The sequence below is a fragment of the Paenibacillus sp. 2TAB19 genome (assembly GCF_052115185.1).
In the GTDB taxonomy this organism is placed as follows: Bacteria; Bacillota; Bacilli; order Paenibacillales; family Paenibacillaceae; genus Pristimantibacillus.
Map to the genome: position 1 here is coordinate 23,488 of NZ_JBFRGE010000012.1, position 24,396 is coordinate 47,883.

At 52.9% G+C, this 24,396-nt stretch carries 23 protein-coding genes; 11 read left to right on the forward strand and 12 right to left on the reverse strand.

Features of this window, described 5'->3' with window-relative positions; genetic code table 11:
• Positions 1–149: 149 nt before the first annotated feature.
• The 3 genes from AB4Z33_RS07630 to AB4Z33_RS07640 are packed head-to-tail and all read left to right on the forward strand — an operon-like array spanning position 150 to position 1,964.
• A complete protein-coding gene (locus tag AB4Z33_RS07630) occupies positions 150–713 on the forward strand; it encodes a hypothetical protein (RefSeq protein ID WP_442049422.1) in 564 nt (187 codons plus the stop codon).
• A 10-nt stretch (positions 714–723) separates the two neighbouring features.
• Entirely contained in the window at positions 724–1,320 is a 597-nt protein-coding gene (locus AB4Z33_RS07635; RefSeq protein ID WP_337100736.1) for a sigma-70 family RNA polymerase sigma factor, read from the forward strand.
• Positions 1,321–1,352: 32 nt separating this feature from the next.
• The gene (locus AB4Z33_RS07640; protein WP_442049354.1) at positions 1,353–1,964 is read left to right on the forward strand and encodes a flavin reductase family protein; all 612 of its coding nucleotides are present in this window, start codon (positions 1,353–1,355) and stop codon (positions 1,962–1,964) included.
• Between the two features lie 126 nt (positions 1,965–2,090).
• Here the strand turns inward: AB4Z33_RS07640 and cobA are convergent, their stop codons facing one another.
• The 3 genes from cobA to nirB are packed head-to-tail and all read right to left on the reverse strand — an operon-like array spanning position 2,091 to position 5,665.
• The gene (gene cobA / locus AB4Z33_RS07645; RefSeq protein WP_442049355.1) at positions 2,091–2,867 is read right to left on the reverse strand and encodes a uroporphyrinogen-III C-methyltransferase; all 777 of its coding nucleotides are present in this window, start codon (positions 2,865–2,867) and stop codon (positions 2,091–2,093) included.
• A gap of 28 nt (positions 2,868–2,895) precedes the next feature.
• The gene (gene nirD, locus AB4Z33_RS07650) at positions 2,896–3,210 is read right to left on the reverse strand and encodes a nitrite reductase small subunit NirD (protein WP_442049356.1); all 315 of its coding nucleotides are present in this window, start codon (positions 3,208–3,210) and stop codon (positions 2,896–2,898) included.
• Positions 3,211–3,223: 13 nt separating this feature from the next.
• Positions 3,224–5,665, reverse strand: coding sequence for a nitrite reductase large subunit NirB (gene nirB / locus AB4Z33_RS07655; RefSeq protein WP_442049357.1), 2,442 nt, complete (start codon positions 5,663–5,665; stop codon positions 3,224–3,226).
• A gap of 393 nt (positions 5,666–6,058) precedes the next feature.
• On the opposite strand from nirB, the gene AB4Z33_RS07660 reads away from it, so the two are divergent.
• Both AB4Z33_RS07660 and AB4Z33_RS07665 read left to right on the forward strand, forming a co-directional pair.
• Complete coding sequence (locus tag AB4Z33_RS07660) at positions 6,059–6,676, forward strand: ANTAR domain-containing response regulator (protein ID WP_337100741.1); 618 nt, start codon at positions 6,059–6,061, stop codon at positions 6,674–6,676.
• Between the two features lie 12 nt (positions 6,677–6,688).
• Positions 6,689–7,732, forward strand: coding sequence for an anthranilate phosphoribosyltransferase (locus AB4Z33_RS07665; RefSeq protein WP_442049358.1), 1,044 nt, complete (start codon positions 6,689–6,691; stop codon positions 7,730–7,732).
• A 112-nt stretch (positions 7,733–7,844) separates the two neighbouring features.
• On the opposite strand, the gene AB4Z33_RS07670 is transcribed toward AB4Z33_RS07665, so the two are convergent.
• The 5 genes from AB4Z33_RS07670 to AB4Z33_RS07690 all read right to left on the reverse strand — a co-directional run bounded on the left by AB4Z33_RS07670 (position 7,845) and on the right by AB4Z33_RS07690 (position 12,942).
• A complete protein-coding gene (locus tag AB4Z33_RS07670; RefSeq protein ID WP_442049359.1) occupies positions 7,845–8,624 on the reverse strand; it encodes a hypothetical protein in 780 nt (259 codons plus the stop codon).
• Positions 8,609–9,148 (reverse strand): hypothetical protein, encoded by a 540-nt coding sequence (locus tag AB4Z33_RS07675; RefSeq protein WP_442049360.1) that lies wholly within the window; start codon positions 9,146–9,148, stop codon positions 8,609–8,611. Before AB4Z33_RS07675 ends, AB4Z33_RS07670 begins: the two co-directional genes overlap by 16 nt.
• 131 nt (positions 9,149–9,279) lie before the next feature.
• A complete protein-coding gene (locus AB4Z33_RS07680) occupies positions 9,280–10,743 on the reverse strand; it encodes a hypothetical protein (RefSeq protein ID WP_442049361.1) in 1,464 nt (487 codons plus the stop codon).
• A gap of 237 nt (positions 10,744–10,980) precedes the next feature.
• Positions 10,981–11,502, reverse strand: a complete 522-nt coding sequence (locus AB4Z33_RS07685) for a hypothetical protein (protein WP_442049362.1) — start codon at positions 11,500–11,502, stop codon at positions 10,981–10,983.
• Between the two features lie 27 nt (positions 11,503–11,529).
• A complete protein-coding gene (locus AB4Z33_RS07690) occupies positions 11,530–12,942 on the reverse strand; it encodes a hypothetical protein (RefSeq protein ID WP_442049363.1) in 1,413 nt (470 codons plus the stop codon).
• Between the two features lie 329 nt (positions 12,943–13,271).
• Here AB4Z33_RS07690 and AB4Z33_RS07695 point away from each other — a divergent pair, with 329 nt between their 5' ends.
• Entirely contained in the window at positions 13,272–14,183 is a 912-nt protein-coding gene (locus AB4Z33_RS07695) for an NAD(P)/FAD-dependent oxidoreductase (protein WP_442049364.1), read from the forward strand.
• Between the two features lie 22 nt (positions 14,184–14,205).
• On the opposite strand, the gene AB4Z33_RS07700 is transcribed toward AB4Z33_RS07695, so the two are convergent.
• On the reverse strand, positions 14,206–15,144 hold the full coding sequence (locus AB4Z33_RS07700) for a phosphotransferase family protein (protein ID WP_442049365.1): 939 nt from the start codon (positions 15,142–15,144) through the stop codon (positions 14,206–14,208).
• Positions 15,145–15,338: 194 nt separating this feature from the next.
• Between AB4Z33_RS07700 and AB4Z33_RS07705 the strand changes: the two genes are divergently transcribed.
• On the forward strand, positions 15,339–16,133 hold the full coding sequence (locus AB4Z33_RS07705; RefSeq protein WP_442049366.1) for an APH(3') family aminoglycoside O-phosphotransferase: 795 nt from the start codon (positions 15,339–15,341) through the stop codon (positions 16,131–16,133).
• Between the two features lie 85 nt (positions 16,134–16,218).
• On the opposite strand, the gene AB4Z33_RS07710 is transcribed toward AB4Z33_RS07705, so the two are convergent.
• Positions 16,219–16,785, reverse strand: a complete 567-nt coding sequence (locus AB4Z33_RS07710) for a beta-class carbonic anhydrase (protein ID WP_442049367.1) — start codon at positions 16,783–16,785, stop codon at positions 16,219–16,221.
• A 120-nt stretch (positions 16,786–16,905) separates the two neighbouring features.
• On the reverse strand, positions 16,906–19,062 hold the full coding sequence (locus AB4Z33_RS07715; protein ID WP_442049368.1) for a YhgE/Pip family protein: 2,157 nt from the start codon (positions 19,060–19,062) through the stop codon (positions 16,906–16,908).
• 149 nt (positions 19,063–19,211) lie between these two features.
• Here AB4Z33_RS07715 and AB4Z33_RS07720 point away from each other — a divergent pair, with 149 nt between their 5' ends.
• From AB4Z33_RS07720 to hxlB, 3 genes are all read left to right on the forward strand, one after another.
• Positions 19,212–19,535 (forward strand): winged helix-turn-helix transcriptional regulator, encoded by a 324-nt coding sequence (locus AB4Z33_RS07720; protein WP_337100753.1) that lies wholly within the window; start codon positions 19,212–19,214, stop codon positions 19,533–19,535.
• A 127-nt stretch (positions 19,536–19,662) separates the two neighbouring features.
• Positions 19,663–20,295 carry a 3-hexulose-6-phosphate synthase gene (gene hxlA, locus AB4Z33_RS07725; RefSeq protein ID WP_442049369.1) on the forward strand — a complete coding sequence of 211 codons (633 nt, stop codon included), beginning with the start codon at positions 19,663–19,665 and terminating at the stop codon, positions 20,293–20,295.
• A 20-nt stretch (positions 20,296–20,315) separates the two neighbouring features.
• Positions 20,316–20,873: a 6-phospho-3-hexuloisomerase gene (hxlB, locus tag AB4Z33_RS07730; protein WP_442049423.1), complete on the forward strand. Its 558-nt coding sequence runs from the start codon at positions 20,316–20,318 to the stop codon at positions 20,871–20,873.
• Positions 20,874–21,197: 324 nt separating this feature from the next.
• Here hxlB and AB4Z33_RS07735 read toward each other — a convergent pair whose 3' ends face one another.
• The gene (locus tag AB4Z33_RS07735) at positions 21,198–22,901 is read right to left on the reverse strand and encodes a PucR family transcriptional regulator (RefSeq protein ID WP_442049370.1); all 1,704 of its coding nucleotides are present in this window, start codon (positions 22,899–22,901) and stop codon (positions 21,198–21,200) included.
• Positions 22,902–23,127: 226 nt separating this feature from the next.
• Here AB4Z33_RS07735 and AB4Z33_RS07740 point away from each other — a divergent pair, with 226 nt between their 5' ends.
• Positions 23,128–24,357, forward strand: a complete 1,230-nt coding sequence (locus AB4Z33_RS07740; protein WP_442049424.1) for an amidohydrolase family protein — start codon at positions 23,128–23,130, stop codon at positions 24,355–24,357.
• The last annotated feature ends 39 nt before the right edge of the window (positions 24,358–24,396 follow it).

The window sequence follows — 24,396 nt, forward strand, 5'->3', positions numbered from 1 at the left end:
CACTTGAAGCCCCAGCGATGGGGCTTTTTTTTGAAAGATCGGGCTGCAAAAGTTGAGAATCGACGAGATTGAACCTGCTATCCTTACGTAAGCGAATTTGATAGAATAGAGACAGAGAAGGTTAATGCTGGAATGGCGGAATGGAGGGAGTGCGCTTGGAGTTTTCATTCGAGTTAATGGATGATTCACAGATCAACATTTATTATCAGTACGGCAGTACGACGTTCATGTTCAATTTGTTCACCCAATACGGCGAGTGGACTCTGCATCCTTTTGACGGCATCCTGCTGCAGAACAAGGAAATGTGCGCGCTGGTTGTTGCGGAGCTGCTGAAGAACAAAGATTTTCATGTACTGTTGGCACGCGAGAACATTACGCTCACCTCGCTGCGGACGACGATTGAGCTGAATCCGCGCACCGTACCTGCGGAGAGGCAGCAGCGTCGCGGTACAGATTCGAATTATGACGACAAGACGGACTTTATTGAGTCCAATACGTTCGAAGATATATTGGAGATGGAGAAGGAGCAGCTTCAAGAGCGAATTGCTTTTTTCCAAGACATTATCAGTCGGATGTATATGGACGGCTACGGGCCGGAGGATGAAGATTTCAACAAGGTGCAGACGCTGATCCGCATTTATAAGGAGACGCTGGAGCGCCTCTCGGATATAAACGGCTTTGATATGAAGCGCAGAAACGACAGAAGATGGTGACGGTGAGACGATGAATGAATTAATCCAGCTATCGCGTAGCGGCGACCCGAATGCGTTCAGGGAGCTGCTGTCGATCCATAAGGACAAGGTATACCATTTTGCCTTTCGGATATTGCGCAATAAACAGGAGTGCGAAGATGTCGTGCAGGAGACGTTCATTCGCATTTATTTGAACCTGCATCGGTTCGATGAGAAGAAGAGCTTCACAACCTGGATGTTTGAAATTTGCAAAAATGTTTGCTACGACATCCTGCGCCGGGAGAAGGTGCGCAAGAAGCTGTCGCTTGATGCGGTCAATCCGGAATTGACGGACCATAATTCCTTCTTGGATATACTGCCGGATCTTGATAAGCTGCCGATCGATCAAGTGATTGAGAAGGAACTGAACAATCAAGTACATACCATAATTAATCATCTGCCTGAGCAGTATAAGGAACTTGTCTATCAGCGCTACATACTGGAGATGTCGCTAGAGGAGATGAGCGTACAGGACAGCTTGCCGATTAACACGGTGAAGACGAGGTTGTTCCGCGCGCGCCAGTTCATTAAGAAAAGATGGGGCGGCGTATTTTTGCGGGCGAACTTGTTGATGCTATCGATGATCTAATCGGTTGGGAAAAGGAAGGGGCATTCAAGGTTATGAAAAGCTTAGACGCAGCGCAGCTTAATGAGCGGGATGGTTACAAGCTGCTGATTGGCAGCATACTGCCGCGGCCGATCGCTCTGGTGACTACGCTGACAGAAGGCGGTACGGTCAATGCCGCCCCGTTCAGCTACTTCAATATCGTGACGGCTAATCCGCCGCTTATATCGATTTCGGTGCAGCGCAAGCAAGGCGGAATGAAGGATACGGCTAGAAATGCGGTTGCGAGCGGCGAATTCGTTGTTCATATCTCTGATGAGACGTATGTCGATCGGATGAATATGACGGCAGCAAGTCTTGAGCCTGAGGAGAGCGAGGTTGAACTTGCGGGCTTGACGACGGTTGCGAGCAGCAAGGTGGCCGTTCCCGGTATCGCTGAGGCGAGAATTCGGATGGAATGCGTGCTGGAGCAGGTGATTCCACTGGGCGAGAAGGACGGGGCGACTGCATGCGATCTGTTGATCGGTCGTGTCGTTTACTTCCACGTGGACGACGAGCTGTACGATAATGGCCGCATTAAGGTGCAGGAGCTGAAGCCGGTAAGCAGGCTTGCAGGCAGCGACTATGCAAAGCTCGGTGAAACATTCTCGTTGGAGCGGCCGAATTAAATAGTAGGAGAATCGTGCGATGGAGGCGCGGTTCTCCTTTTTTGTTGTACATGCCTTAGAACGCCAATCAGGCGCTGCATCAGCTTCTGCAAAAGCTGGTGTAGCGCCCGTGGGAGGAGATCTGACTTAGCTTATTAAAGCTACTGCCTGTTGCTCAGCTTGCAGCAGGCGTTCGCGTACACGAACGACTTCTCCGATGATGATCAGCGCGGGATTGCTTAGGTGCATGGAAGCGGCAAGCTTGTGAATATCAGCCAGTGTGCCAATAATGGTACGCTGGCTTGCCGTCGTTCCGCGTTCGATCAGAGCGACAGGGGTGGATGATAGCTTGCCGTGCTTCAGTAATTCCTCGCGAATTGCGGCTAGCTGGCTGACGCCCATATAGATTGCAAGAGTATCGACGCTATGGGCTAGCAAGTCCCAGCGCACGGGCGATTGGTCGCCGTGGCAACGGTTGCCGGTCACGCAGGCGAAGGAAGAAGCGTATTCGCGGTGCGTAACTGGAATGCCGGCAGCAGCGGCAGCTCCGATCGCGGACGTAATACCCGGCACAATCTCGTACGGGATGCTGCAAGAAGCAAGCTCAAGCGCTTCCTCGCCGCCGCGGCCGAAGACGAACGGGTCTCCGCCTTTCAGTCGAACGACGGTTTTCCCTTGCGAAGCATAGCTGACAAGCGCTTCATTAATTTGCTGCTGCGGCATGGCATGCGCGCCGGGCGCTTTGCCGCAATACACAAGCTCGGCATCCTGCCTGGCATATTGAAGAAGCTCTTCGCTTGCCAGCCGATCATAGAGGATGACATCGGCGATTTGGATACGGCGCATTGCCTTGACCGTAATGAGTTCGGGATCGCCGGGACCTGCTCCGACAATGTACACAGTGCCATACGCCGTATTTTTCATAGATGCCGCTCCTTATCTTATCGATTGATTATGCGTATACATATATGGAGCCGCTCTCGTGGTCGACTTCCGTTTTGTAGGTCGTAATGCAACCGTCATCGGGCTCATGCGCGCGGCCGCTGTGAAGGTCGATTTTCCAATCATGGAGCGGGCAGTGTACGGCCGTGCCGCACACCATCCCTTCCGAAAGTTGGCCGCCTTTGTGCGGACACTTATTATCAACGGCTAGAATACTGTTATCGCTTAGGCGGAACAAGGCAATTTCCTTATCTTCGATCTTAAGCTTGCGGGAGCTCTTCACATCAATATCGGATAAATTGGCAATCAAAAATTTTGTTGTCATATGAAGGCGCCTCCTAGCTTTGTACCGGTTGCGGTGTAGTAATCTGTTCAAAGTTTTTGCGCAGTTCTTTATTTTCGATGATTTGTTTCCAAGGATCTTCTTGCAGGCTAATCGTTTTGTCCAAGCGATCTTTCAGCGCCATACGTACTTCATGGTCCTCCAGCGCCTTCTTCACATAGTCGAGACCGACGCGCTCGACCCAGTGCATCGTTCTTTCGCCCCATGTCGCTTCCTCGCGGTACAGCTGCAGGAACGCCGCCGACCATTCCATAACCTCATCCTCGGTCTTTACAACCGTGAGCAGATCGGTTGCTCTTACGTGCACGCCGCCGTTGCCGGCTATATGAATTTCCCAGCCGCCGTCGATCGCAACGAGGCCAACATCCTTGATTGTCGCTTCCGCGCAGTTGCGCGGGCAGCCGGACACGGCTAATTTGACTTTGGCCGGCGCATTCATGCGTTCGAACGCTTTTTCCAACTTGATACCCATGCCCATTGCGTCTTGTGTGCCGAAGCGGCAGAATGTATTGCCGACACAAGTCTTGACGGTACGAAGCGTCTTGCCGTACGCGTGACCGGAAGGCATGTCGAGATCTTCCCACATGCTAGGCAGGTCTTCTTTCTTGACGCCTAGCAAGTCTAGGCGCTGACCGCCCGTGAACTTGACGAGCGGCACATCGTATTTCACGGCCACGTCGGCAATGCGTTTCAATTCTTCCGGCGATGTGACGCCGCCGTATATACGAGGAACGACTGAATAGGTGCCGTCCTTTTGGATGTTTGCATGATAACGCTCGTTCGTAAAGCGGGATTCCTTCTCGTCCACGTATTCCTGCGGGAACAGCATGCCGAGGTAGTAGTTGAGCGAAGGGCGGCATTTCGAGCAGCCCTCGGCGTTTTTCCATTCGAGAACGTTCATCACTTCTTTGATTGTTTTGAGGCCCATACGCTTTATTTCAGCGACAATTTCGTCTCTTGAATGCGTGGTGCAGCCGCAAATGCCTTCTTTGACCGGCTCGCCGACAGCGTCGCCTGCGTATAGATGCAGCAAGCCTTCAACATCGATTTTGCAGCCGCCGCACGATGCGGCTGCCTTCGTGCACGCTTTAATGGCGCCGACGGTATTGCAGCCCTTGTTCAAGATTGCGTTGCCGATATCGCCCTTGGATACGCCGTTACAGCCGCAAATAATTTCGTCATCGGCTAACGTCGCAAGGTGAGCGGTAGGATCCTTCTTAGCACCGCCTCCGTCTGGAGCGAAGCCGAGTAAAATTTCTTTCTCGCGGCCTTCGATGGACTCGCCTTTCTTAATCTTGGCGAACAGCTCGGCTCCGTCGGAGATGTCGCCGAATAGGACGGCTCCGATTAATTTACCGTCTTTGATTACGATTTTCTTATATGTGCTGGCAAGATCATCTTGTATACGCATGGAACGCGTGCCAGGCGTATCTCTGAATTGGCCGGCGGAGAATACGTCTACACCCGATACTTTCAGTTTCGTCGACGTAACCGAACCGTGATAACCGTCGGTAGCAACTCCTGCTAAATGTTTCGCCAGTACCGCGCCTTGCTCATAAAGCGGTGCGACAAGTCCGTAAGCGACACCGCGGTGCTCGGCGCATTCGCCGACTGCATAAACGTCTGGGATGCTGGTCTGCATGTAGTCATTGACGATAATGCCGCGGTTTACTTCCAAGCCCGTTGCTCGCGCTAGCTCAACATTCGGTACGATACCGGCGGCCATGACGACCAGGTCGGCGCTGGTTTCGGTACCGTCTGAGAATGTAAGACCCCTTACGCGCTCATTGCCGCTAACGCTCGCCGTTTGTTTGCTCATAAGGAAATTCATGCCTTGTTCTTCCAGCTCGCGTCTCAGCATCTCGGAAGCTGGCTCGTCAAGCTCTCTATTCATTAGGTAAGCATTTCTGTGAATAACGTCAACTTCCATGCCGAGATGGAGCAGGCCGCGCGCGGCTTCGAGCCCTAACAGGCCGCCGCCGATAACCGCCGCCTTCTTATATGCCTTGGCCGTATCGATCATAATCTCGCAGTCGCGAATATCGCGGAAGCCGATGACGCCTTCCTTATCTGAGCCTGGTATCGGCAACATGAACGGATTCGAGCCGGTGGCGATAACAAGGGTATCGTATTCTGCCACAAGGCCGAGGTGAGTGAATACTTTTTTCTTGTTCGTGTCAACTTTCATGACCGTATGGCCTGTATGCAGCTCAATGTTGTTTTCTTTGTACCAGTTCCAATCATTGATGACGATTTCGTTAATGTCGGCTCCGCCTTCGAGAACGGACGACAGCATAATTCGGTTATAGTTAGGATGTGGCTCCGATCCAAAAATCGTAATCTCGTAAGCGTCCGTCGTCAGCTTCAACAAATGCTCAACGGCGCGCACCCCCGCCATGCCGTTGCCGATAAGCACTAGTTTTTTAGGTTGTGTCATGATATTCTCTCCTCCCGCTAACTCTCTGTATATTTGGCTGTAAAATGAGTAAAGCCCGCTTTCGAAACACGGGATGGCATACATCTCCCATGAGAACGAAAGCAGGCGTCATTGCCGCTTCAATCGAATACATCGTTGTATTCGAGAATCATATTTGTTATTGGTAACGTAAATATACAACGTCAACCATCGTCATGTCAACATAGTTAACATGGAATTTTAGTTCAATGACGTATCGACATTTTCCCGTGTTCTATGTTATATATATTCACAAAGACTATAACGGCCATTGTTGAAGGGACTTATCATTCACCGCGAATCGTGAACTTGCGCCCTTATAGGGCGGAGACAATCGTATGCGTTTGTAAAGTCTAATGAAGGAGGCGCTCCTGCATGCGTTCTATGTTAGTGGTTGACAATCTGCGTGATCCGGCATTTAAGGTGTCCGGGAAGCTGCCAAGTCGTGGTCCCGCGGGACACACGCCGCAATATTTGCTAGAAGAGTACGGTTACCAGGTTACGCTGCTCGATCGGGATGATCAGACGGCGAAATATATAGACGGCGCGGATGCGGTCATCCTTCACGTCCCGCTGAACGAGGTGAAAGCATGGGGAACGAAGCTGCTTAAGCGGAAGCGCGTGCCGATCCTTTGGTGGTGCAGCACGACGGCAGCTTCCTTATCCGCTGCTTTCTGTGAGGACGATGCTCCGGTGGACGGCATATTAACGCCCAGCATGAGCGGGCCGGAGCTCCACTGGGCTCTTCAGTTCGGTTCTAAGCAGTGTATGGAGCGTCAGCAGTGGTACAATGAACGGAAGCAGCTGGAGTCGCGTATGGAGGAGCGTAAGTGGATCGATGCGGCGAAGGGGATACTGTGCAAAATAAAAAACGTATCCGAGGCTGAGGCTTACGATCTGCTGCGCAAGCAGGCGATGAATGAACGCAAACGTATGGTTGACGTGGCGACGTCTATCGTGAAGGTATATCAAATATTGCAGGATCAGAAATAAGGGGGCCGTATGATGATCGATCTATTAAAGGAAGTTGCCCGAGGCAAACGCGGCGCTCGTGACTTGACCTACGAGGAAGCGCATCAAGCAGCAGAGGCGATATTGAATATGAAAGCAACACCGGCGCAGATTGGCGCCTTCTTCATTGCCGAGCGGATCAAAATGGAGACGGTAGAGGAGCTGGAGGCGTTCACGGCTGTATGCCGCAGCCAAGCGTTCCGCTCGCCGATTCAAGAGGGACTGGATTGTGCAGGGCCGTATGATGGACGCAAAAAATCGTTTATCGCCACGTTCCCGACTGCGTTCCTGCTTGCATCTGCAGGGCTGCCGGTAACGCTGCACGGCACAGCGTCACTGCCTCCGAAGTGGGGCATTACGCTGCAGGACTTGCTGCTGCAGCTCGGCATCGATGCGGAGCGTGTGCCGCGGAATCAAATCATTCAAGCAGCGGAAAGCACGGGTGTTCTGTATGTTCCGGCCGAGCAATGGTGTCCGCCGCTTAAAGCGATCCGCTCGATTCGCGAGGAGCTGGGCATGCGGACCGTGCTGAATACGGCGGAGAAGCTGATCGACTACTCGCAGTCTCCTTACCTCGTGTTCGGCGTTTATCACAACACCGTATTCGACCGCATGTCCAAGTTGGTAACGAACCTCAAATATAAGAAGGCGCTAATCGTGCAAGGGGCCGAAGGCTCGGAGGACCTGTTCATCGAGCGTCCTACGCGCACCTATCTTGTCGAGAACGGGGAGCCGCAGCTTCATGTTATCAATCCTGAGACCTACGGGCTGGATACGCCGCTGCCGGAGATAGAGTGGACACCTCAGCTTCAGATCAGCGTAGCCGAGGACGTGCTGCAGGGACGCGGAGACATGGCTTTCACTAATCAAGTGCTGCTGAATGGCGCCGTTCGACTGCGACTTGCGGGTAAGGTGGAGTCGGTTGAAGAAGGGTTGTATACGTGCAAGCATTTGCTTGATAACGGCGCTCCACTCGAGCTGTACCGGAACTGGCAAGCGGTGATGAGAAGCGGCATCGCGCAAGCGGGACGCAACTAGTAGCAGCAGAGGAATTGATATTCATCGTTAGGTGAAAATATATAAAAAATAGGGTCATACTGCCTTGAGGCGGTATGACCTTATTTGCGTGCGATTAATCTTTCATAGGGGGCTAAGCTATCGAAAGCTCGTACAGCCCTGCTTCCTCGCTGCCCAATACAATGCAGCCATCCTTTAGTTGAATGTCTGATTGATCGTAGTAGGTCGTTACAACATCTAATCCAGGTGCATCAAATACGCCGGAGAGCGCAGTCCTTGTTCGGAGGAGCTTGACTCTAAATTTAATTTTCTCTCTAAACTGCCGAAAAATCTCTAGATTATCGGTAGGGTTAGCGATTGCGCTCTCTTTAGAGACTGAGGCAATTATGGATGGGGGAGTCGAAACGGCCGAGTATAGCTGACTAAACGTCTGATTGCAGCTTTTGGCGATGCGATCCAATACTTCTAACGGCATGGGATCGGCTCCAATGAAGCCAGGCTTGCTGGCTCTTTCATTTATCCTGTGGAGTAAAATTTCTGGATCCTGGGCTGCCAAAAGTATAAATTCCATTTCGAACCCGGCTCTAAGCAAAACTTCAATACAGTGTTTGACACCGCTTAACTTAACAGCTTGCAGTATAACAACTAGCGGTTTGTTGGATCCCGAATGATTCGTAAGGCGATCCTTCATCTCTCCGGCCGCTAACTCAACTAATCGGTTAACGGTTAATTTTAAGATGTCAGTAGGAGAGTTGGACTCTAGCTTCTTAAGCTTTGGTTCAAAGAATGTGCTATTCAATACATCTTTGTCTACCATAACAAACTGTGATCCTTTATATTTAACCTTCTCTATTTTGAGACTGCTGCTCTTGCCTATAGCGGGAGGGCCGAAAAGGACTACCACTCTTGCCAATCGGAATCCCTCCTAATCCATTCTTCCACTTCTTTGAATGTGACGCCTAGAGGTTCGAATATGGCATTTAACATTTTGGGCGTATAATCATCGAGATCTCTCTTAAGCAATACTTGTCCGGCATTATAGGCGATGTCGATTTTGGCCTCTGCCAATCCGTCTTCTCCCCTGGCTACTGCGTTAGTTAGCTCGGAATGAATGTATAATACGATATCCTCCAGGTGCTTGTAATGATTAGTAGACATGGCGACAGCGGATGGAGGTGCATCGGCAGATATCAGCTTGATTCCTTCATAAGCAGCGAGATTAGGATAGGGGTTTGCAGCTCCGATAGACTTGAAGTTGATGTCATAATAGGCTAGAGGCGAGACGGGTTCTGATAAAGTCGGTTCTAGAGAGTTCCGTTGGACCGTCATCTCAATTGTTTTTCCGTCTACAACCATAATCACGCGGCCCTCCGTATTTTTATATATCTCAGGCACACCCAGTCTAGTCCAATCTGCGTTCACGGCTTTATCTCCCATATGAATCACCTCTTCCATTCATTCGTATAGCCTTATTTTACCATAACTTCTTGGCCAATGCAGTCTTGTCTGCGAAAAAAAGCTTAAAGAGCTGTCCGAGGATGGGACGGCTCTTTAAGCTTTTGATTTGATTAACTATGAAGCTTCTTGGCGATCAAGTCCGGCTTCGGTGTCCGCTTCGTATGATCCGGGTTCAGGCCGATATTGCGGAGCAGCTCCTCGTATTGCGCGTCCTTGCCGACAACGCCTTTCTCGTAGATCGTATGCGCCAGGTCCGTCACGATCTTCGCATAACACTGGGCTACGCTGTTGAAGCCGTTCTTCTGCAGAAGCATCTCGCGGACCTTCGACTTGTCCTGCTTCTGGTCTTTGTTAGCTGCTTCCAGCTCGGCCGTCTTCTTGTCCACATCGAGGAAGCGGTCGACGACCTCTTCCTTGCGCGTGCGCTTCTTGTAAAATTTGTAGATCGCCGCGATGCCGCCGATTGCTCCTGCGACTCCAAGCAGCAGCCAGCCGACCGGGGTTGCCGCGCCGGCAGCGAGCAGAATGCCGCCGCCGATAATCATCGCCGCGCCCTTCAATGCCGTAGCTCCGCTCTTCGTCCGGTTAATCTTCTGCGTGCTTGCGGCAAGGCCGGCGGCTCGGTTCAAGTCCACATCCTTGCCGGCCGTTTCTTTCTCCAGCGCACTCAGCTTGTTCATGCGCTTGCCGTGCGTGTACACGCCTGCTACGCCGCTGGCCAAATAAGCCGCGCCGCCAACAACGCCTGCCGCGCCCGCGGCTGCCGTTGCCGCGCCGCTGACGGCTGCACCCATGTATTTCTGCGTATTAACAACGCCCGTAGCACCGAAGCGTGCAAGATCAGCCGCGCCGCTGACACCTTCGCCAACGGCATTCTCGAACTTGTCGAAGCTGCCTTGCGATTCGTCGTGATTCTGCACGGCGTTATAGATTTGCATGCCCGCGGTTACGCCGCTAAGCGCTGCGGAAGCAGGACCCATATCGATAACCGCGCCCATGGCGCCTTCCTTGGCGGCGCCCGCCAAGCCTTGCACTTCGCCGACGGTAGAGGCGGCTGCGCTTGATGCGCCTACGGAGGCGGCTGCGCCCGTTGTGGCATAGGTTACATAGTCTCGATCGGTATCCTCGTTATAGTTCTGCGTCTTCTGGCTGTTGACCGCCCGTACGATCTTCGAGAACTTGTCCCAATCAATGCTCCTGCCGAAGAAGCCGGTTAAATTTTTCTTCGCTTTGGCTAAGGACGGGGCGCCGGTTCCGCCGGCGAATAAGTTGATGGCGATCTTCCGCTGCATCGGGCTGAGTCCCGTGTAGTAGCCGTACAAGTCCGTCTTCTTATCCTTGGTTGCCTCGGCTTGGACCCAGCTCTCGATAGCTGCCGATCCGCCTGCTGCCGGTGGTGTCGCTCCGCCAGCCGCTTGGGCAACCTTATTGCCTGCCGATCTTTGCAGAGCGAGCGCGCCTTCGGGCGAGGCGCTTAATTGCAGCGGCGACGCTGCTGCCTTGGCAGACGACTCTGGAGATGATTTGCTCTGCGCTGGTGTTGGCTGCTTCGTTTGCGCTGATTCTTTCGACAAAATAGACCCCTCCATTGGCTTGTAGCTGCCTGTCCGTACGTAATTCGTAGTGGTTCAATAGTAGCATGGATTTCCAGTTTTCACTATAGGGGGAAATGGCTCGCTGCCGGATTATTTCTACATATTTCAACGTATATTGTCGAAAAAAGTTCATTCCGTACTAAATAACCCGCAAGCCAGTCTAGCGGCCTGCGGGTTAGGAGGTTCGATCTATAAGGAGGATGCGCCTAAGTCTGTTTAGAGGGGCAGCTTATCGAGCGCGCTTGCTGCCGAAGAGCCGTTCAAGGCAACCTCCAGCAAACCGTCATAATAAAGCTGATGCAAATGCAGAATAAGACCGCTTTGAACGTCGATGGCTTTCACGTTCGCAGCCTCGCCGTTGCTCGCCTGAAGCATGCAGTTGTACTTGAAGTAAGCAACGCCGGTTTCTTCGAACAGGCCGAATGCGCCAAGCGGTAGCGTCGTATTCAGCTTGGCGGCAAGACTGAGCAGCTCGCGGTAATGAGCAGCAGGCACTTCTTCGGCGATCGTGACGAATGTCTGCAGGAAGTATAGTCCTGCATCATCGGCCTCGGATAAGCCGGGCAGGAAGGACAGCTCCATATGGATATCGCGCTGCTCCTGGCCAATGTCGTCGAACACAATGACGAGCGTGGCTGGTCCTTCTTCTGAGGCCTCTACAATGGCAGAAGGAATTTCGAGTTCATCATATTGCACCTTTAATTGAACAAGCAAAGCATAAGGCAATTGAGCGGTCATCCGGTAACCATCCTTCCAGTCTATTCATTAATTGTGGAGCTTCTTGGCGATCATATCCGGCTTCGGCGTCAGCTTCTTATGATCCACCTTCAAGCCGATGTTGGAAAGAAGCTCGACATATTGTTGATCCTTGCCCTTAACGCCTTTGTTGAAGATCGTCTGAGCCAGATCGGCCGTAATCTGGTTGTAGCATTGAGCCATGCTGTTGAACCCGCTCTTCTGCAGCAGCTTCTGACGAACCTCATCGCGGCTCACTTTCTCGTCAGGGTTGCCGGCTTGAAGCTTCTCAATCTTCTTGTCGACGTCTAAGAAGCGATCAACGACTTCATTCTGGCGAACGCGTTTCTTATAAAATTTGTACACGGCCGCGATGCCGCCGATCGCGCCGGCTACGCCTAGTAATATCCAGCCGACAGGCGTCGTGGCGCTGGCTAGCAGCAAGCCTCCGCCAATGATCATGGCGGCGCCTTTCAGCGCTGTCATGCCGCTTGTTGCGCGGTTGATGCTTTGCGACTTGGCTCCGAAGCTTGCGGCCTCGCGCAAAGCATCGTCCTTGCCGGCGTTCTTCTCAAGCTCATTCAACTTGTTCACGCGCTTGTGGTGACTGATTGCGCCGGCAGTTCCGCTTACCATGTAAGCAGCGCCTCCGACAATGCTGGCTGCGCCAACTGCCGTCGTAGCCGCGACGCCTGCAACGGTGCCGAGCGCCTTATGCATATTGATCGCGCTGTTGGCGCCGGCGCTTGCCATATCGGCCAGGCCGCCGCCTCCTTGGCCGACGGCGTTATCGAACCGTTCGTAGCTTTCCATGGAGTCGTTATCGTTATGAAGCGCATTGGCCACCTGCAAGCCGGAAGAAAGACCGCCAAGCATTGACGTCGCAGGGCCAAGGCTGTTAGAGGCTTTCGTCGTATTCTCAGCTGTGCCTCCGATCGCCTTGCCGACGGCAGACGCGCCGGCGGAAGCACCCTGCGAAGCGCCCTTAACGCCTGCCAATCCATAGCCGGTAAAGTCGCGGTTCGTGTCCGCATTATGATTCTGCGTATTTTCTTTGTTGATGTCGCGAATAATCGTCGAGAACTTGTCCCAATCTACGCTGCGGCCGAAGAAGCCGGTCATGAACTTCTTCGCCTTGGCGAGCGAAGGCGTGCCGCCGCCTGAGAAGCGAAAGTGCGCAAGCTGCTTGCTCAGCGGCGCAAGTCCCTCGTAATGCGCGAATAGATCGGATTTCTTGTCCTTAGCGGCTTCGCCTTTCAGCCAGCCGATGATTGCCGCCGATCCGCCTTCGGTACGGGCCAATTCCGCTTTGGCCGCTTTCGTCACTTTATTGCCCGCCGTGCTCTGGAGAGCTAGCGTCCCGCCGATCGCCGATCCGGTCTCCGACGTCGTCCCAACGGTAATGGAGGGTTGTCCCGGCGTTGACTTAATGTGCTTGGGCATAAGTGACGGTTTCTTAAGTAAAGCTTCCTTAGGCAATGAATTACCTCCAATAATAAGACAGAATAGTTCAATCCTATATGCGTTATAACGCGTATCCGTACCTATAAAACTGTAATTATATACTAGCATGATATTCCAGTTGTGACTACTGATGGCGCTTTCTATGAAGTGTTATATCATGCCAAATAAAGGTTATCGAATGGCGTGCAACGGGGCATCCTTCCTACTATAGTGAACGGATAAGAATAAACCGGTCTGAATGAGCATTGTTAGAGATATAAGAAGTTATACGTTTTTCGACTTATAACATAGATGAATGGAGGTGCGGCATGCACATCGATTGCGTCATTATCGGCGGAGGGCCGGCAGGGCTCAGTGCTGCGCTTGTGCTTGGACGCTCGCGGAGACATGTGCTGCTGTTCGACGATAATCGGGCAAGAAATGCGGTTACGCGGGAGTCGCATGGATTTATAACGAGGGATGGCGTTAAGCCGAGTGAGTTCAGGGCGTTCGCGCATCAAGACATTGCCCGGTATCCGAACGTAACGGTGAAGAGGGAACGCGTAACTGAGGTGAGGCATAGTGGCCGGGGGAGCTTCCTAGTGAAGACGGGCGACGGCATCGTTTATCATGCGCGAACGATCCTATTGGCAGCAGGTCTGAAGGAGTCATTGCCTTCTGTCCCTCAAATCCAAGACTATTACGGCAAAAGCTTATTTAGTTGCCCGTACTGCGACGGTTGGGAGCTGCGCGATAAGCCGCTTGTTGTGATTGGAGAGAGCGGAACGAATGCGGTATCGTTAGCTAAGTTCGTGTACAACTGGAGCAAAGACCTCGTCGTATGCACGAATGGCAGGCAAGTGCTGACGCAGGAGCAGATCGCGAATTTCGCCCGCAAGGGAATTAGGGTGCAGGAGCGGCGGATCAGGGCGCTTAAGGGGAGCGGGGGACAACTGCAGAGTATTCAGTTCGAGGACGGTTCGGAAATAAAGCGATCGGGCGGCTTCCTATCGCCGAAATGGCGGCATGCGGTCGACTTCGGCGAGAAGCTGGGCTGTGCGATGAACGAGCATGGCGGGCTCGTAAAGGACGATTACGGCCGAACGACGGTGCGAGGCGTGTACGCGGCGGGCGACGGCGCGCTCATAACGCCGGCTCAGCTCATCATTGCAGCAGGTGACGGCAGCCGCGCCGCGCTTGGCGTGAACGGGGATATTATTAACGAAGACTTTGATTTGTAATCGATCGACCTATTGGAATGCGTTAGCTTGGCAGAGCGAGCAGTCGGTCGCGCTCCTCCACGTAAGCGTGAGTCCAGCCTTGGTGGGCGTAGAAGCGCAGGGCATCTAGTCCCTTATAGTAACGGGCGCCGGTATAGCGTTCATGAAATTGCGGAATCGGTTTGCCGAGCTCCTCGTAATGAAGCCGGAACGCTTCTGGTATATCATGGCCGGGGACGGCGTCCGCAATCGATGCAATATCGATGACAAAATCGCCATACATCGCGTTGGCGTCAATAATGCCCGTAACCTTCGATCCGTCCGATAGGATGTTCCATTGGTGACAGTCGTTATGAACGAAATAACGATGTGGTTCATTATAGGCGCTATACACGAGCAGTCGGTTATAGATCTCTTCGAAAACATCCCGTTCTAAGCAGCTGGTGCGGAACAGCTCATGCCAATTTTCCCAGAACGATCCTCTCTGATCTTCGGCATAAAATCGGCGAATATAGTCATGCCATGAGCGGGATTCTCCATTGCCGGTACGGTTAATGAACCCATAACCGGTGGTGTTGCCGTTCAGCGGCACTTGATTCATCTCGCTAATCGCGCGCACGAGATCAGGAAGCACGGCAACCTTCTGCTCATCCGGCAGGTCGGCTACGACCTGACCTGGAATGTACTCGCGTATGATGAAATTATATGTGCCGTTCGTGCCGCGGCCGAACAGTTGCTGATAGCGGGCGCCGCCGGCGACGAGCAGGTTGGAGATGAATTTGCTGCGCGCATAGTCGGCTTCGTCGCTGGGCTCGGCTCTGCCGATACCGACGACAAAGGACTTTCCTTCCTTCTTGAACGAGAAGACGGAGCTGAAGTGGCCGTTGCCGATCGGCGACACTTCCTCTGCCGGTTCGCCCCAGTGGCTCAGCAGCAGCTCCTCGGCCTCCTTGACGGTTAACTTTGGGCTTTCTTGTGACATGGCGTTCATGCACCTCCTCTTTTTTCGATCAGTATAGGTGAACGAACGAGGCGGTTACAAGGGCGAAAACGAATTATAGATAAACTGTACCGTCGCCATTTCGCCGTATGTTGTTGCTTTAATTTATATTYCTGATTATGGTGGAAGAAAGAGGCTGTTCTAAAGGACATAGAGTTCAAAGGAGAGGTTGTCGCGTGTCTGAAAAGGATAGAGGGGAAACTGTATTGCCCCGGCCATTGCTGTCAATGACGGGCGATTGCCAGTGGCAGCGCATTACGCTTGGCATGTCGGCTTCGCGCACTTACCGATTAAGCGGCGAAAGGGAGACAAGCTATTTGAAGGTCCAATCCCTGGTGCCTTACGACTGCCTCTCGGACGAGAGAGATCGGATTGTGTGGCTGCAGGGAAAGCTGCCCGTGCCGGAGGTGCTATTTTACGATCGCGATGAAAGCCATGAATATTTGCTGTTGTCGGAGGTTGCCGGCGTGAACGCATCGGACAAGATTTACGAGACGATGCTGCCGCAGCTTATGGAGCAATTGGCAGTTGGCCTAAGGGCTGTACATGACGTGGACATCACGGGCTGTCCGTTCGATCGTACGCTTAACATCGTGTTGGAGGAGGCGAGGCGTAGAACGGAGCGGGGATTGGTGGATGAGGATGGTTTTGACGAGGAGCGGCAAGGGTTGAAGGCTGCGGCCTTATATAATGAGCTGTTAAAGCGCAAGCCTCAGACGGAAGAGCTCGTGTTCACGCACGGTGATTATTGCTTGCCGAACATTATTTTGCATCAGGGCGCTTTCAGCGGATTGATCGATTGGGGCAGAGGGGGAATCGCGGACAAGTATCAGGATTTGGCGCTGGCGGTTAGAAGCATCACTCATAATTTTGGCGAAAGCTGGGTCCCGCTATTTCTTGAGGCATACGGATTGCAGGGGGCAGACAAAGCGAAGTTGGAATTTTACAGGGTGCTGGATGAGTTTTTCTGACAAAAACAATAGCTTGACGGCGCACAAAAAAGCTATCCCTTGGTCGTGACGACCTTGCGGGATAGCTTTCATTTKCGTGCAGCATTTATTCTTCGCGGTAATCCTCGACGATCACTCTCAGCGCGCCGGTCTCGGGATGGATGACGAAGCCGTGAACGGGAATGTCCTTCGGAAAGAGCGGATGCTTGCGGATGATGCGAACGCTGTGCATAACGCCTTCCTCGGGTGTCGAGAAGCTCTTTAGGAACTTATCCATGCGAATGCCGGCATTCTCAAGCGTTTCAACAGCTTTCGGATCGATGCCGTGGTCGGCGAATTTGCGTACCAAGCCTTCGGCGTCCAGATTCGTCATGCCGCAGTTGTCGTGCCCGATAACGAGCACTTCGCGGGCGCCAAGCTCATAGACGGCAACCAGGATGCTTCGCATCGCGCTTCCGAACGGCTGCGTCAGAATAGCGCCGGCATTCTTGATGAACTTGGCATCGCCGTTGCGCAGGTTAAGAGCCTTTGGGAGCAGCTCGACAAGACGCGTATCCATACAGGTAAGAATGGCTATTTTTTTCTCGGGATATTTATCCGTCAAGTAAGCTTCATACTGCTTCTCTTCAACGAACTTCTTATTGAAGGCTAATAAATTCGGAATGATGGACATGGTAGGCCTCCTTGCAAAATAACGTGTATATTCTATTATTCATATAATGCTCGCCACAGTCAAATTACGAAAGCGCCTACATCTAGTATTTATTTTTCCTGATATTACCACATAAGGTGTCTAATGCAGCAAACGGCTTTCTTTCGCCTTATCGACCATTCGCTTGACGTAACGGTTAATCGGCTTTTTGAGAGCGAGTCCGAGCAGCAGGGTCAGCCCGGCATAGGCAGCTAGCACGAGGACGTCTCGGAGGACGACATCCCATAATAGGCCTCCGACCGCTTCCCGCATCAGACTAATCGCATAGGTGAAGGGGAGGAACGGGTGGATCGCCTGGAAAAAGGGAGGCGTCACTTGAACCGGGAATGTGCCGCCAGAGCCGCCAAGCTGCAGCACGAGCAGGACGATCGCCATCGCCTTGCCGACGTTGCCGAAGATCGAGACGAGCGTGTAGACGATCAGCATGAACACGGAGCTGAGCAGAACACCGAACGCAATGAACCAGCCTTTGTCGGCTGCGTAGGCACTCAGCAACCATATATCGCCGCTTGTGACGAGCAGTGCCTGCACAATCGCTATCGTTAGGAAGGTGAGGTAGCGCCCGATGTAAACCTCATAGCTGCGATAGGATTCGGCTTCATTCGTTGCCGGCATATCGACGGTAAGCAGGGAAACGAGCAGCAGCGCCCCAACCCAAAGCGATAACGTTGTATAAAAAGGCGACATCGCCGAGCCATAGTTAGGTATCGGGAACAGCCTTTGTTCGTTAAGTACGACCGGTTCGGCGAAAAACGCGCTCTCGCGCTGCGCGTTGTTCCGTAGCAATCCGATCAGCTCGTTCAGATTGCCTTCCTTCTCCAGCTCGCGGATACGCGCTGCTAATGCTTGCACTTTCGCTTCGGCGGCAGGAAGGCTTCTTCTGGCTTCCTCAAACTTTTCCCCGCCTAGCGCAAGCCCTTTCGCCGCATCACTCACGATATCTTCTATAGCCGGGATGGCGTTGCCTGCCTCGACGAGCAGTCGATGTGCCTGATCGGCTTTACCGGCAGCGCTCTTCGCCGCTTGTTTGATATTTGGTAAAATCTCGCTGTCATAGCGGCCGAGTATATCCTTTAGCAAGCCTACGGCGGCGCTCGATTGCTCCTGCAATTGCGTGATTAAATCTTCGGCGGGCTGCTCGCCCTTATTCACCGCTTCTTGAATTTGCTTAAGCAGCGCCGACTGCTGATTCAACCGGGAGGAAACCTGCTGCAGCCGCTGAATCGTTCCGTCCAGCCGTTCACTCCCGGCCGTCTGGCTTAGCCTCTCAAGCGTGGAAATCAGGCTGTCCGCGAGCGAAGACGCCGTAGACAGCCGGTCGGCTGCCGAGGATAGGGAAGCCTTGAGCGCCTCGGGATCCGCGTCCTGGCTGCCGAGTACAGATGTCAGCTGTTCCACCGCGCCAGCCGTCTGTGCCAAAAGCTGCAGGTCCTGCTTGACGGACGGGCCTATAGTGTCCAGCGCTTCTGTGGTTGCGCCGATGAAGTCCGTAAGCTTAGCGGTGAAAGCCTCGCCATCCTTCGCAAGCTGTGCCGCCTTTGGCAGCTCGGTCTGCAGGGTAGAGACGACTTTCTTCGATTTGTCGATGTCGTCAGCCGCGACCTGAACGGCTTGGTTGATTTCGGGAATAAGCGTCTCCAGCTTGAATACCGTATCGCGCACCTTCTCGATTGCCGGCAAGTTCGTTTCAAGCTCGACGCCGATTTCGTTGAACAGGCGGAATATCGTTTCATTCGCCGTTTGTACGAAGGCGCGGCTCACCTGCTCGATGATGCCGCTGGCACCTTTTTGGGTAATTTTTGGGGAAACGGCGTTGATTTTTTCGTTTACGACATAGTTGATTTCCGCCTGCTGCGGATTTTCATCGAGCACGGTAGCGAGCTTGGCAGAGAAGTCCTCTGGAATCGTAATGCTCGCATAATAGTCGCCATGCTGGACGCCTTTAAGCGCGTCCTTATCATCAGTGAACACCCAGCCGATGCTGCGGTTCTCCTTCAGCGAATCGATGATGTCGCGGCCTGCATGGATCGCCGTGTCGCGAAGCGTCGCGCCTTTGTCGTTGTCGACGACTGCGATGGATAGTCCGCCCGTTTGCCCATAGGGATCCCATGACGCTTTGATGTTGAACCACGCATATAGGCAGGGCAGGCAGGCCAAGCCCAGAACGAGAATCGCGGCGGAGATATTGGTTGCGATACTGCGAAGGTCGCCGGCGTATATCGATACGATTTTCCTCAATGGTCCACGGACTCCTTTTGCTGGAATGATTGGTTCTCTTAGTATTGCTGAACGTCCCGCGCGCTACTCAGGCGAATTGACTGATGAAGCAAGGAGCCGCTGTAAAATGGTATGATAACGATTAAGATGCGAAAGGGAGAAGATGGGCAATGGGAGACGCGCGTTTTAAACAATCGGTGGAGTTGACGCTTAAGGTGATCGGCGGGAAGTGGAAGCCGGTCATTCTATGCCATCTGACCGATGGCACGATGCGGTTCGGGGAACTGAAGCGGGAAATGCCTGAAATTACGCAAAAAATGCTGACGCAGCAGCTGCGGGAGCTGGAGCAGGACGCGATTATCGAGCGCAAGGTGTATGTTCAGGTGCCGCCTAAAGTGGAGTACTCGTTAACAAATTACGGCATGACAGTTAAGGAGCTGCTGAACGTCATGTCCGAGTGGGGCGAGAAGCATCAAGAGCGTATAGAAGGATGACGAAGTACGCTCCTCTTAGTTACCAAATGGGTACTACGTCACTTCAAAGTGCGTACTATTCATTTTGATTGTATCGATCTAGAATAGGTCGTGTTAGTCAAATAGATGGGATGAGGAGCGATAACATATGAAGTTGCAGCTGGCTTTGGACTTAGTGGATATTCCGCAAGCGAAACAATTGGTGAGCGAAGTGGAATCCTATATCGATATTGTGGAGATCGGCACGCCGGTCGTTATTAACGAAGGTTTGCACGCGGTGAAGGCAATCAAGGAGGCGTTCCCTAACTTGACGGTATTGGCCGATCTGAAAATTATGGATGCGGGCGGCTACGAGGTCATGAAGGCTTCCGAAGCGGGCGCGGACATCGTAACGGTGCTGGGCGTTGCCGAGGATGAGTCGATCAAGGGAGCGGTCGAAGAAGCGAAGAAGCAAGGCAAAGAAATCCTCGTCGATATGATCAGCGTCAAAAACTTGGCGGAACGCGCGGCAGAGGTTGACGCAATGGGCGTCGATTACATCTGCGTGCATACGGGCTACGACCTGCAGGCCGTCGGACAAAACTCCTTCGAGGATCTCCGCACGATCAAGAGCGTCGTGAAGCGCGCCAAAACGGCGATCGCCGGCGGAATCAAGCTGGCCACGCTGCCGGAAGTCATCGAGGCGAGCCCCGATCTCGTTATCGTAGGCGGAGGCATCACGGGTCAAGCGGACAAGCAAGCGGCTGCCGCGCAAATGCAGCAGTTGATCCGTCAAGGTTAAGGGCGGGCGCTTATATGCCGATAGCAATAAATGATTATTCAGCGGCAATCGCTGCGGAGCTTAAGCAGGCGTTAGCCGGTGTCTCCGAAGCAGAGGTCGAGCGGTTAGTCGATGCGATTGCGCAGGCAGGTCGTGTATTCGTGGCCGGCGCGGGGCGATCCGGATTGATGATGCGCGCATTCGCGATGCGCCTCATGCATCTTGGTCTCGATGCGTATGTCGTCGGCGAGACGGTGACGCGCAGTCTGGCCGAGGGCGATCTGCTTATTATCGGTACGGGGTCTGGCGAGACGAAGTCGCTTGTGCCGATGGTAGAGAAGGCGCGAAGCTTGGGAGCGGTCGTTGCCGCCTTCACGATATCGCCTGCATCAACGATCGGAAGATTGGCGGACGTCACCGTCCTTCTGCCCGGCGCGCCTAAGGATCGTTCGGACGGCGGCGGCGTGACGGCGCAGCCGATGGGCTCGCTATTCGAGCAGACGCTGTTAGTGCTGGGAGACGCCGTTATTTTACGGTTGATGGAGAAGCTGGGCTTGGACGGCAAGGCGATGTACGGCAATCATGCGAATTTGGAATAGAATTACTTTCTGACAAAAGGACCTCGGCTTTCACTTTACGGTGGAATGCTCGAGGTCCTTCGTTTTTTCGATTTTGAGTGGAAATCGTCCAAGTAAATAGTCAACTACAGGCGGAATAAATTCCTTTGATTGGAAACCATACAGTCTAATTCGGCAATTTTCTTCGTTTCCACCAAAATCGTCTTATTTACCTGTAGGAAATCCAATCAAACCGCTTTTTTGATTTCATTTAGCCCATTAGCCTGTATAAAATCCATTCACCTTTGACTAGTGATGACTCACGTTGTGCGAGCGCTTTTGGGACAACTCCTTTTTTGCATGCTTTTATTGACGCAGTTCGCTAGGTCCCGTCGTATGCTCTTCCTTCGACTTCAAGAGCGGCTCTATGGCGAAGGCGATGCGGAAGCGAAGGCTTTCCATCGGATCCTTCAGCTTAATGCCGGACAGCTTCTCGCATTTCTCCAGCCGATAGACGACCGTATTGCGATGCACGAACAGCTGCTTCGACGTTTCGACGAGCTGGCACTGCGTGTCGTAAAACACGCTTAACGTGCGCAGCAGTTCGCTTCGCTCATTGTCCTCGATTTGTCCAAAACATTGGAACGTTTCCTCGTAGAACTGCTTCAGCTCGTCATAAGGAATCATTCGGAACAGGTAGCCGATATCCTTCGATTGATAGGACTGTACGAATCTCGTTTTTTTCATCTGATAGCCGATTTGCAGCGCCTTGGCCGCTTCGGCGTACGACGTGCCAATATCGAGCACGCCTGTGACGGGATTGCCGATGCCGAGCGACAGACTCAGGCCCGTTTGCAGATACAACTGGTCGGTCATGAGTCCGAGCTGCTTGAGGAAGTCGTTTTCCTCCCAATTTGACTCTTGGATGAATAGCAGCAAGCCGAACAGATCGTTTTTGGTGAACATGACAAAGGAATGGCTGAGCTGTGCGAATTGGCGTTTGATAAGCTCGTATTGCATGTCTCTCTCCGAGATGAGGCGCTCATCTGACGGATGACTGGCCGGCATCGTCGTCATTCCGCCGCCAGGCGGACTTGCTGGATCATCCTTGCGTCCTGTCATAACGAGCCATGTTCCTTGCTGCTTCAGGCCGTATTTCTTGCCTCGGTGGAGCGCTTCTTGTTCCGATCCAATGAATCCGTCAATCAAGTCGGAGAAAAACTCGTTTTTGTACCTTCGGGATCTTTCCTTAACGGCTTGCCGCTTCGTCATTTCCATTCCGATAACGTTTGACGCCTGCTCGATGGTGAGGCCATACAGGCTGGAGGGAGCGTGATCTCGCTGGAAGGAAATGAGGCAGCCCTCGTGCCTGTAGGTATGAACAGGGTAAAAGGTCATATTGCGGTATTCCGCATGTGCAGGGTCCAACAGGCAGAGTGAAGCGGTTTCCGCCAGCRAGGGTACGGAGGCGAGTGCTGCGGTTACCGCGTCTTGAAGCGGCCGTAAGGCTCCATCACGGAAGTGGTCGGATTGCGAGACGATCTGCAGCTTGCTGCTAAGAAGCAATACCGGTGAGGACAGCAGAAGGGCAAGCGCCGAGACGATGTCGTCGATGCCTTTGCCTTTCATGATCATTTCGGAAAATTGTTTGTGAATGTGGAGCGCATATTGCAGCTCATGGTTTTTGTTGTCCAGTATGACGCTCGTCGACCGCTGCAAAATTTCGCCAAGCGAGAGCTCCACCGCTGATATTTCGATGACGGGAAATTGCAGCCGTTCGGCTTCGTCCAGCACTTCCTGCGGAATGTCGAGAGCGAAACGTTTCGTCTTGACCGCAATTCCGGAGCATTTCAGCCGATTCATATCCCGCATAAGCTCCAATAGCGTCGACGGCCCCTCCTTCATGAAATAGCCGTTCGTGAGCAGCAGCTCGCCCGGTCGCAGGAAATGAATAATATCGGGCGCATCCATAATATTGACCGTGTTCACGTTGCGAGACAAACCTCCGTGTCCGGCAAGTACATGCGACTTGGCAAAAATATTAACCTCCAACAGCTCTTCTAGCAGCATCGGAATCACCTCTTAATCGTTCTCTTATGATATAAAAACTAACATCTATGGATGAGTGTGTAAAGCTCTTATTGGATCAATCGTATAATGATCGAACATTATTTTGGATTATACGAACAATGACAAGAGGGGCGGCAGCCGTTATGCTCTTTTTATAGAAGTACACGTTAGATAATATGACATTAAAAATGATATCAATCGTCCGGGGGCGAGTGAATTGCTGGATGTGCTGATTAACGGGGCCAGGCTGCCGAGTGAAGATCGGTTAATGGACGTTGGCGTGAGGAATGGCTTAATCGTGTACGTGGAGCCTAGCGGGAGTGATATCGCTCCTGCGGCTAAGACGGTGGAGAATGGCCATGGCGGCGTCCTGCTGCCGGGTTTGGTCGAGCCGCATATTCATCTGGAGAAAGCGTATTTGCTATCGCGGATGGAAAGAGAGGCGGCTTCGCTGCAGGAAGCGATCGCGATGACGGCGGATATGAAGCATAGCTTCACCCGGTCAGATATGAAGGAGCGTTCGCTCGCTGTTATACGTGAGGCGGTTCGGAACGGCGTGACGCATATGCGCTGCCATGCCGAGGTAGACCCCATTCTCGGATTAACCGCGTTCGAAGCCGCACTTGAGCTGAAGGAGCAGGTTCGGCATGCGCTTGATCTGCAGATCGTCGTGTTCCCGCAGGAGGGGATCTCCAAGAGCCCGGGAACAACGGAGCTGATGGAGGAAGCGCTTCGGCTGGGCGGAGACGTTGTGGGCGGCATTACGTATCAAGATGCCGATCTTGACGGGCATTTGGATTGCGTATTCGGGTTAGCGGAGAAATACGGCAAGCCGCTCGATTTTCACGCTGACTTCTTCGATAATCCGGAGCAGGTCGCCATCGTAGGCATCGCGGAGCGGACAATCGCATCAGGGATGCAAGGACTAGTGTCGGCAGGACATGTGACCTCGCTTGGATCAATGCCCTATGAACAAGCGGCTGCGGTAGCGGAGCTGATCGGAAAAGCGGGCGTTCATATTATGAGCCTACCCGCCACTGATTTGTTCATTAACGGCAGGGGCGATCGCGAGAAGCCGCGAAGAGGGCTTACTCCGGTTCGCATGCTGATGGAGAAGGGCGTGAACGTCGTCATCGGCGTCAACAACGTGCGCAATCCGTTCACGCCGTTCGGCAAGGCGGATCCGTTGGAAACGGCGTGGCTGCTGGCGGTAACCGCTTATATGGGCGGCGAGTCCGATGCGAAGCAATTGATACGCATGTTGACGGATGGTGCGGCAAGGGCGCTGGGACTCACCGATTATGGATTGGGTCTGGGTAAGACGGCAGATATGGTGCTGTTCGGGGAAACGTCGGAGCGGGATATTTTGCTGAACAAGCCGGAGAGCCGCACGGTATGGAAGCGCGGTGTGAAGGTAGCCGACTCGCGAACAGTAAGCAATTTGATAGGGGTTTAAGGATTGGCCATATAAACATTACATATAAGGGAGTGGATG

Bases quoted from the DNA above. Each gene is read 5' to 3' on its own strand.
- AB4Z33_RS07635 (WP_337100736.1), top strand. From the start codon at position 724: ATGAATGAATTAATCCAGCTATCGCGTAGCGGCGACCCGAATGCGTTC.
- AB4Z33_RS07640 (WP_442049354.1), top strand. From the start codon at position 1,353: ATGAAAAGCTTAGACGCAGCGCAGCTTAATGAGCGGGATGGTTACAAG.
- cobA (WP_442049355.1), bottom strand. From the start codon at position 2,867: ATGAAAAATACGGCGTATGGCACTGTGTACATTGTCGGAGCAGGTCCC.
- nirD (WP_442049356.1), bottom strand. From the start codon at position 3,210: ATGACAACAAAATTTTTGATTGCCAATTTATCCGATATTGATGTGAAG.
- nirB (WP_442049357.1), bottom strand. From the start codon at position 5,665: ATGACACAACCTAAAAAACTAGTGCTTATCGGCAACGGCATGGCGGGG.
- AB4Z33_RS07660 (WP_337100741.1), top strand. From the start codon at position 6,059: ATGCGTTCTATGTTAGTGGTTGACAATCTGCGTGATCCGGCATTTAAG.
- AB4Z33_RS07665 (WP_442049358.1), top strand. From the start codon at position 6,689: ATGATCGATCTATTAAAGGAAGTTGCCCGAGGCAAACGCGGCGCTCGT.
- AB4Z33_RS07675 (WP_442049360.1), bottom strand. From the start codon at position 9,148: ATGGGAGATAAAGCCGTGAACGCAGATTGGACTAGACTGGGTGTGCCT.
- AB4Z33_RS07685 (WP_442049362.1), bottom strand. From the start codon at position 11,502: ATGACCGCTCAATTGCCTTATGCTTTGCTTGTTCAATTAAAGGTGCAA.
- AB4Z33_RS07690 (WP_442049363.1), bottom strand. From the start codon at position 12,942: ATGCCCAAGCACATTAAGTCAACGCCGGGACAACCCTCCATTACCGTT.
- AB4Z33_RS07695 (WP_442049364.1), top strand. From the start codon at position 13,272: ATGCACATCGATTGCGTCATTATCGGCGGAGGGCCGGCAGGGCTCAGT.
- AB4Z33_RS07700 (WP_442049365.1), bottom strand. From the start codon at position 15,144: ATGTCACAAGAAAGCCCAAAGTTAACCGTCAAGGAGGCCGAGGAGCTG.
- AB4Z33_RS07710 (WP_442049367.1), bottom strand. From the start codon at position 16,785: ATGTCCATCATTCCGAATTTATTAGCCTTCAATAAGAAGTTCGTTGAA.
- AB4Z33_RS07720 (WP_337100753.1), top strand. From the start codon at position 19,212: ATGGGAGACGCGCGTTTTAAACAATCGGTGGAGTTGACGCTTAAGGTG.
- hxlA (WP_442049369.1), top strand. From the start codon at position 19,663: ATGAAGTTGCAGCTGGCTTTGGACTTAGTGGATATTCCGCAAGCGAAA.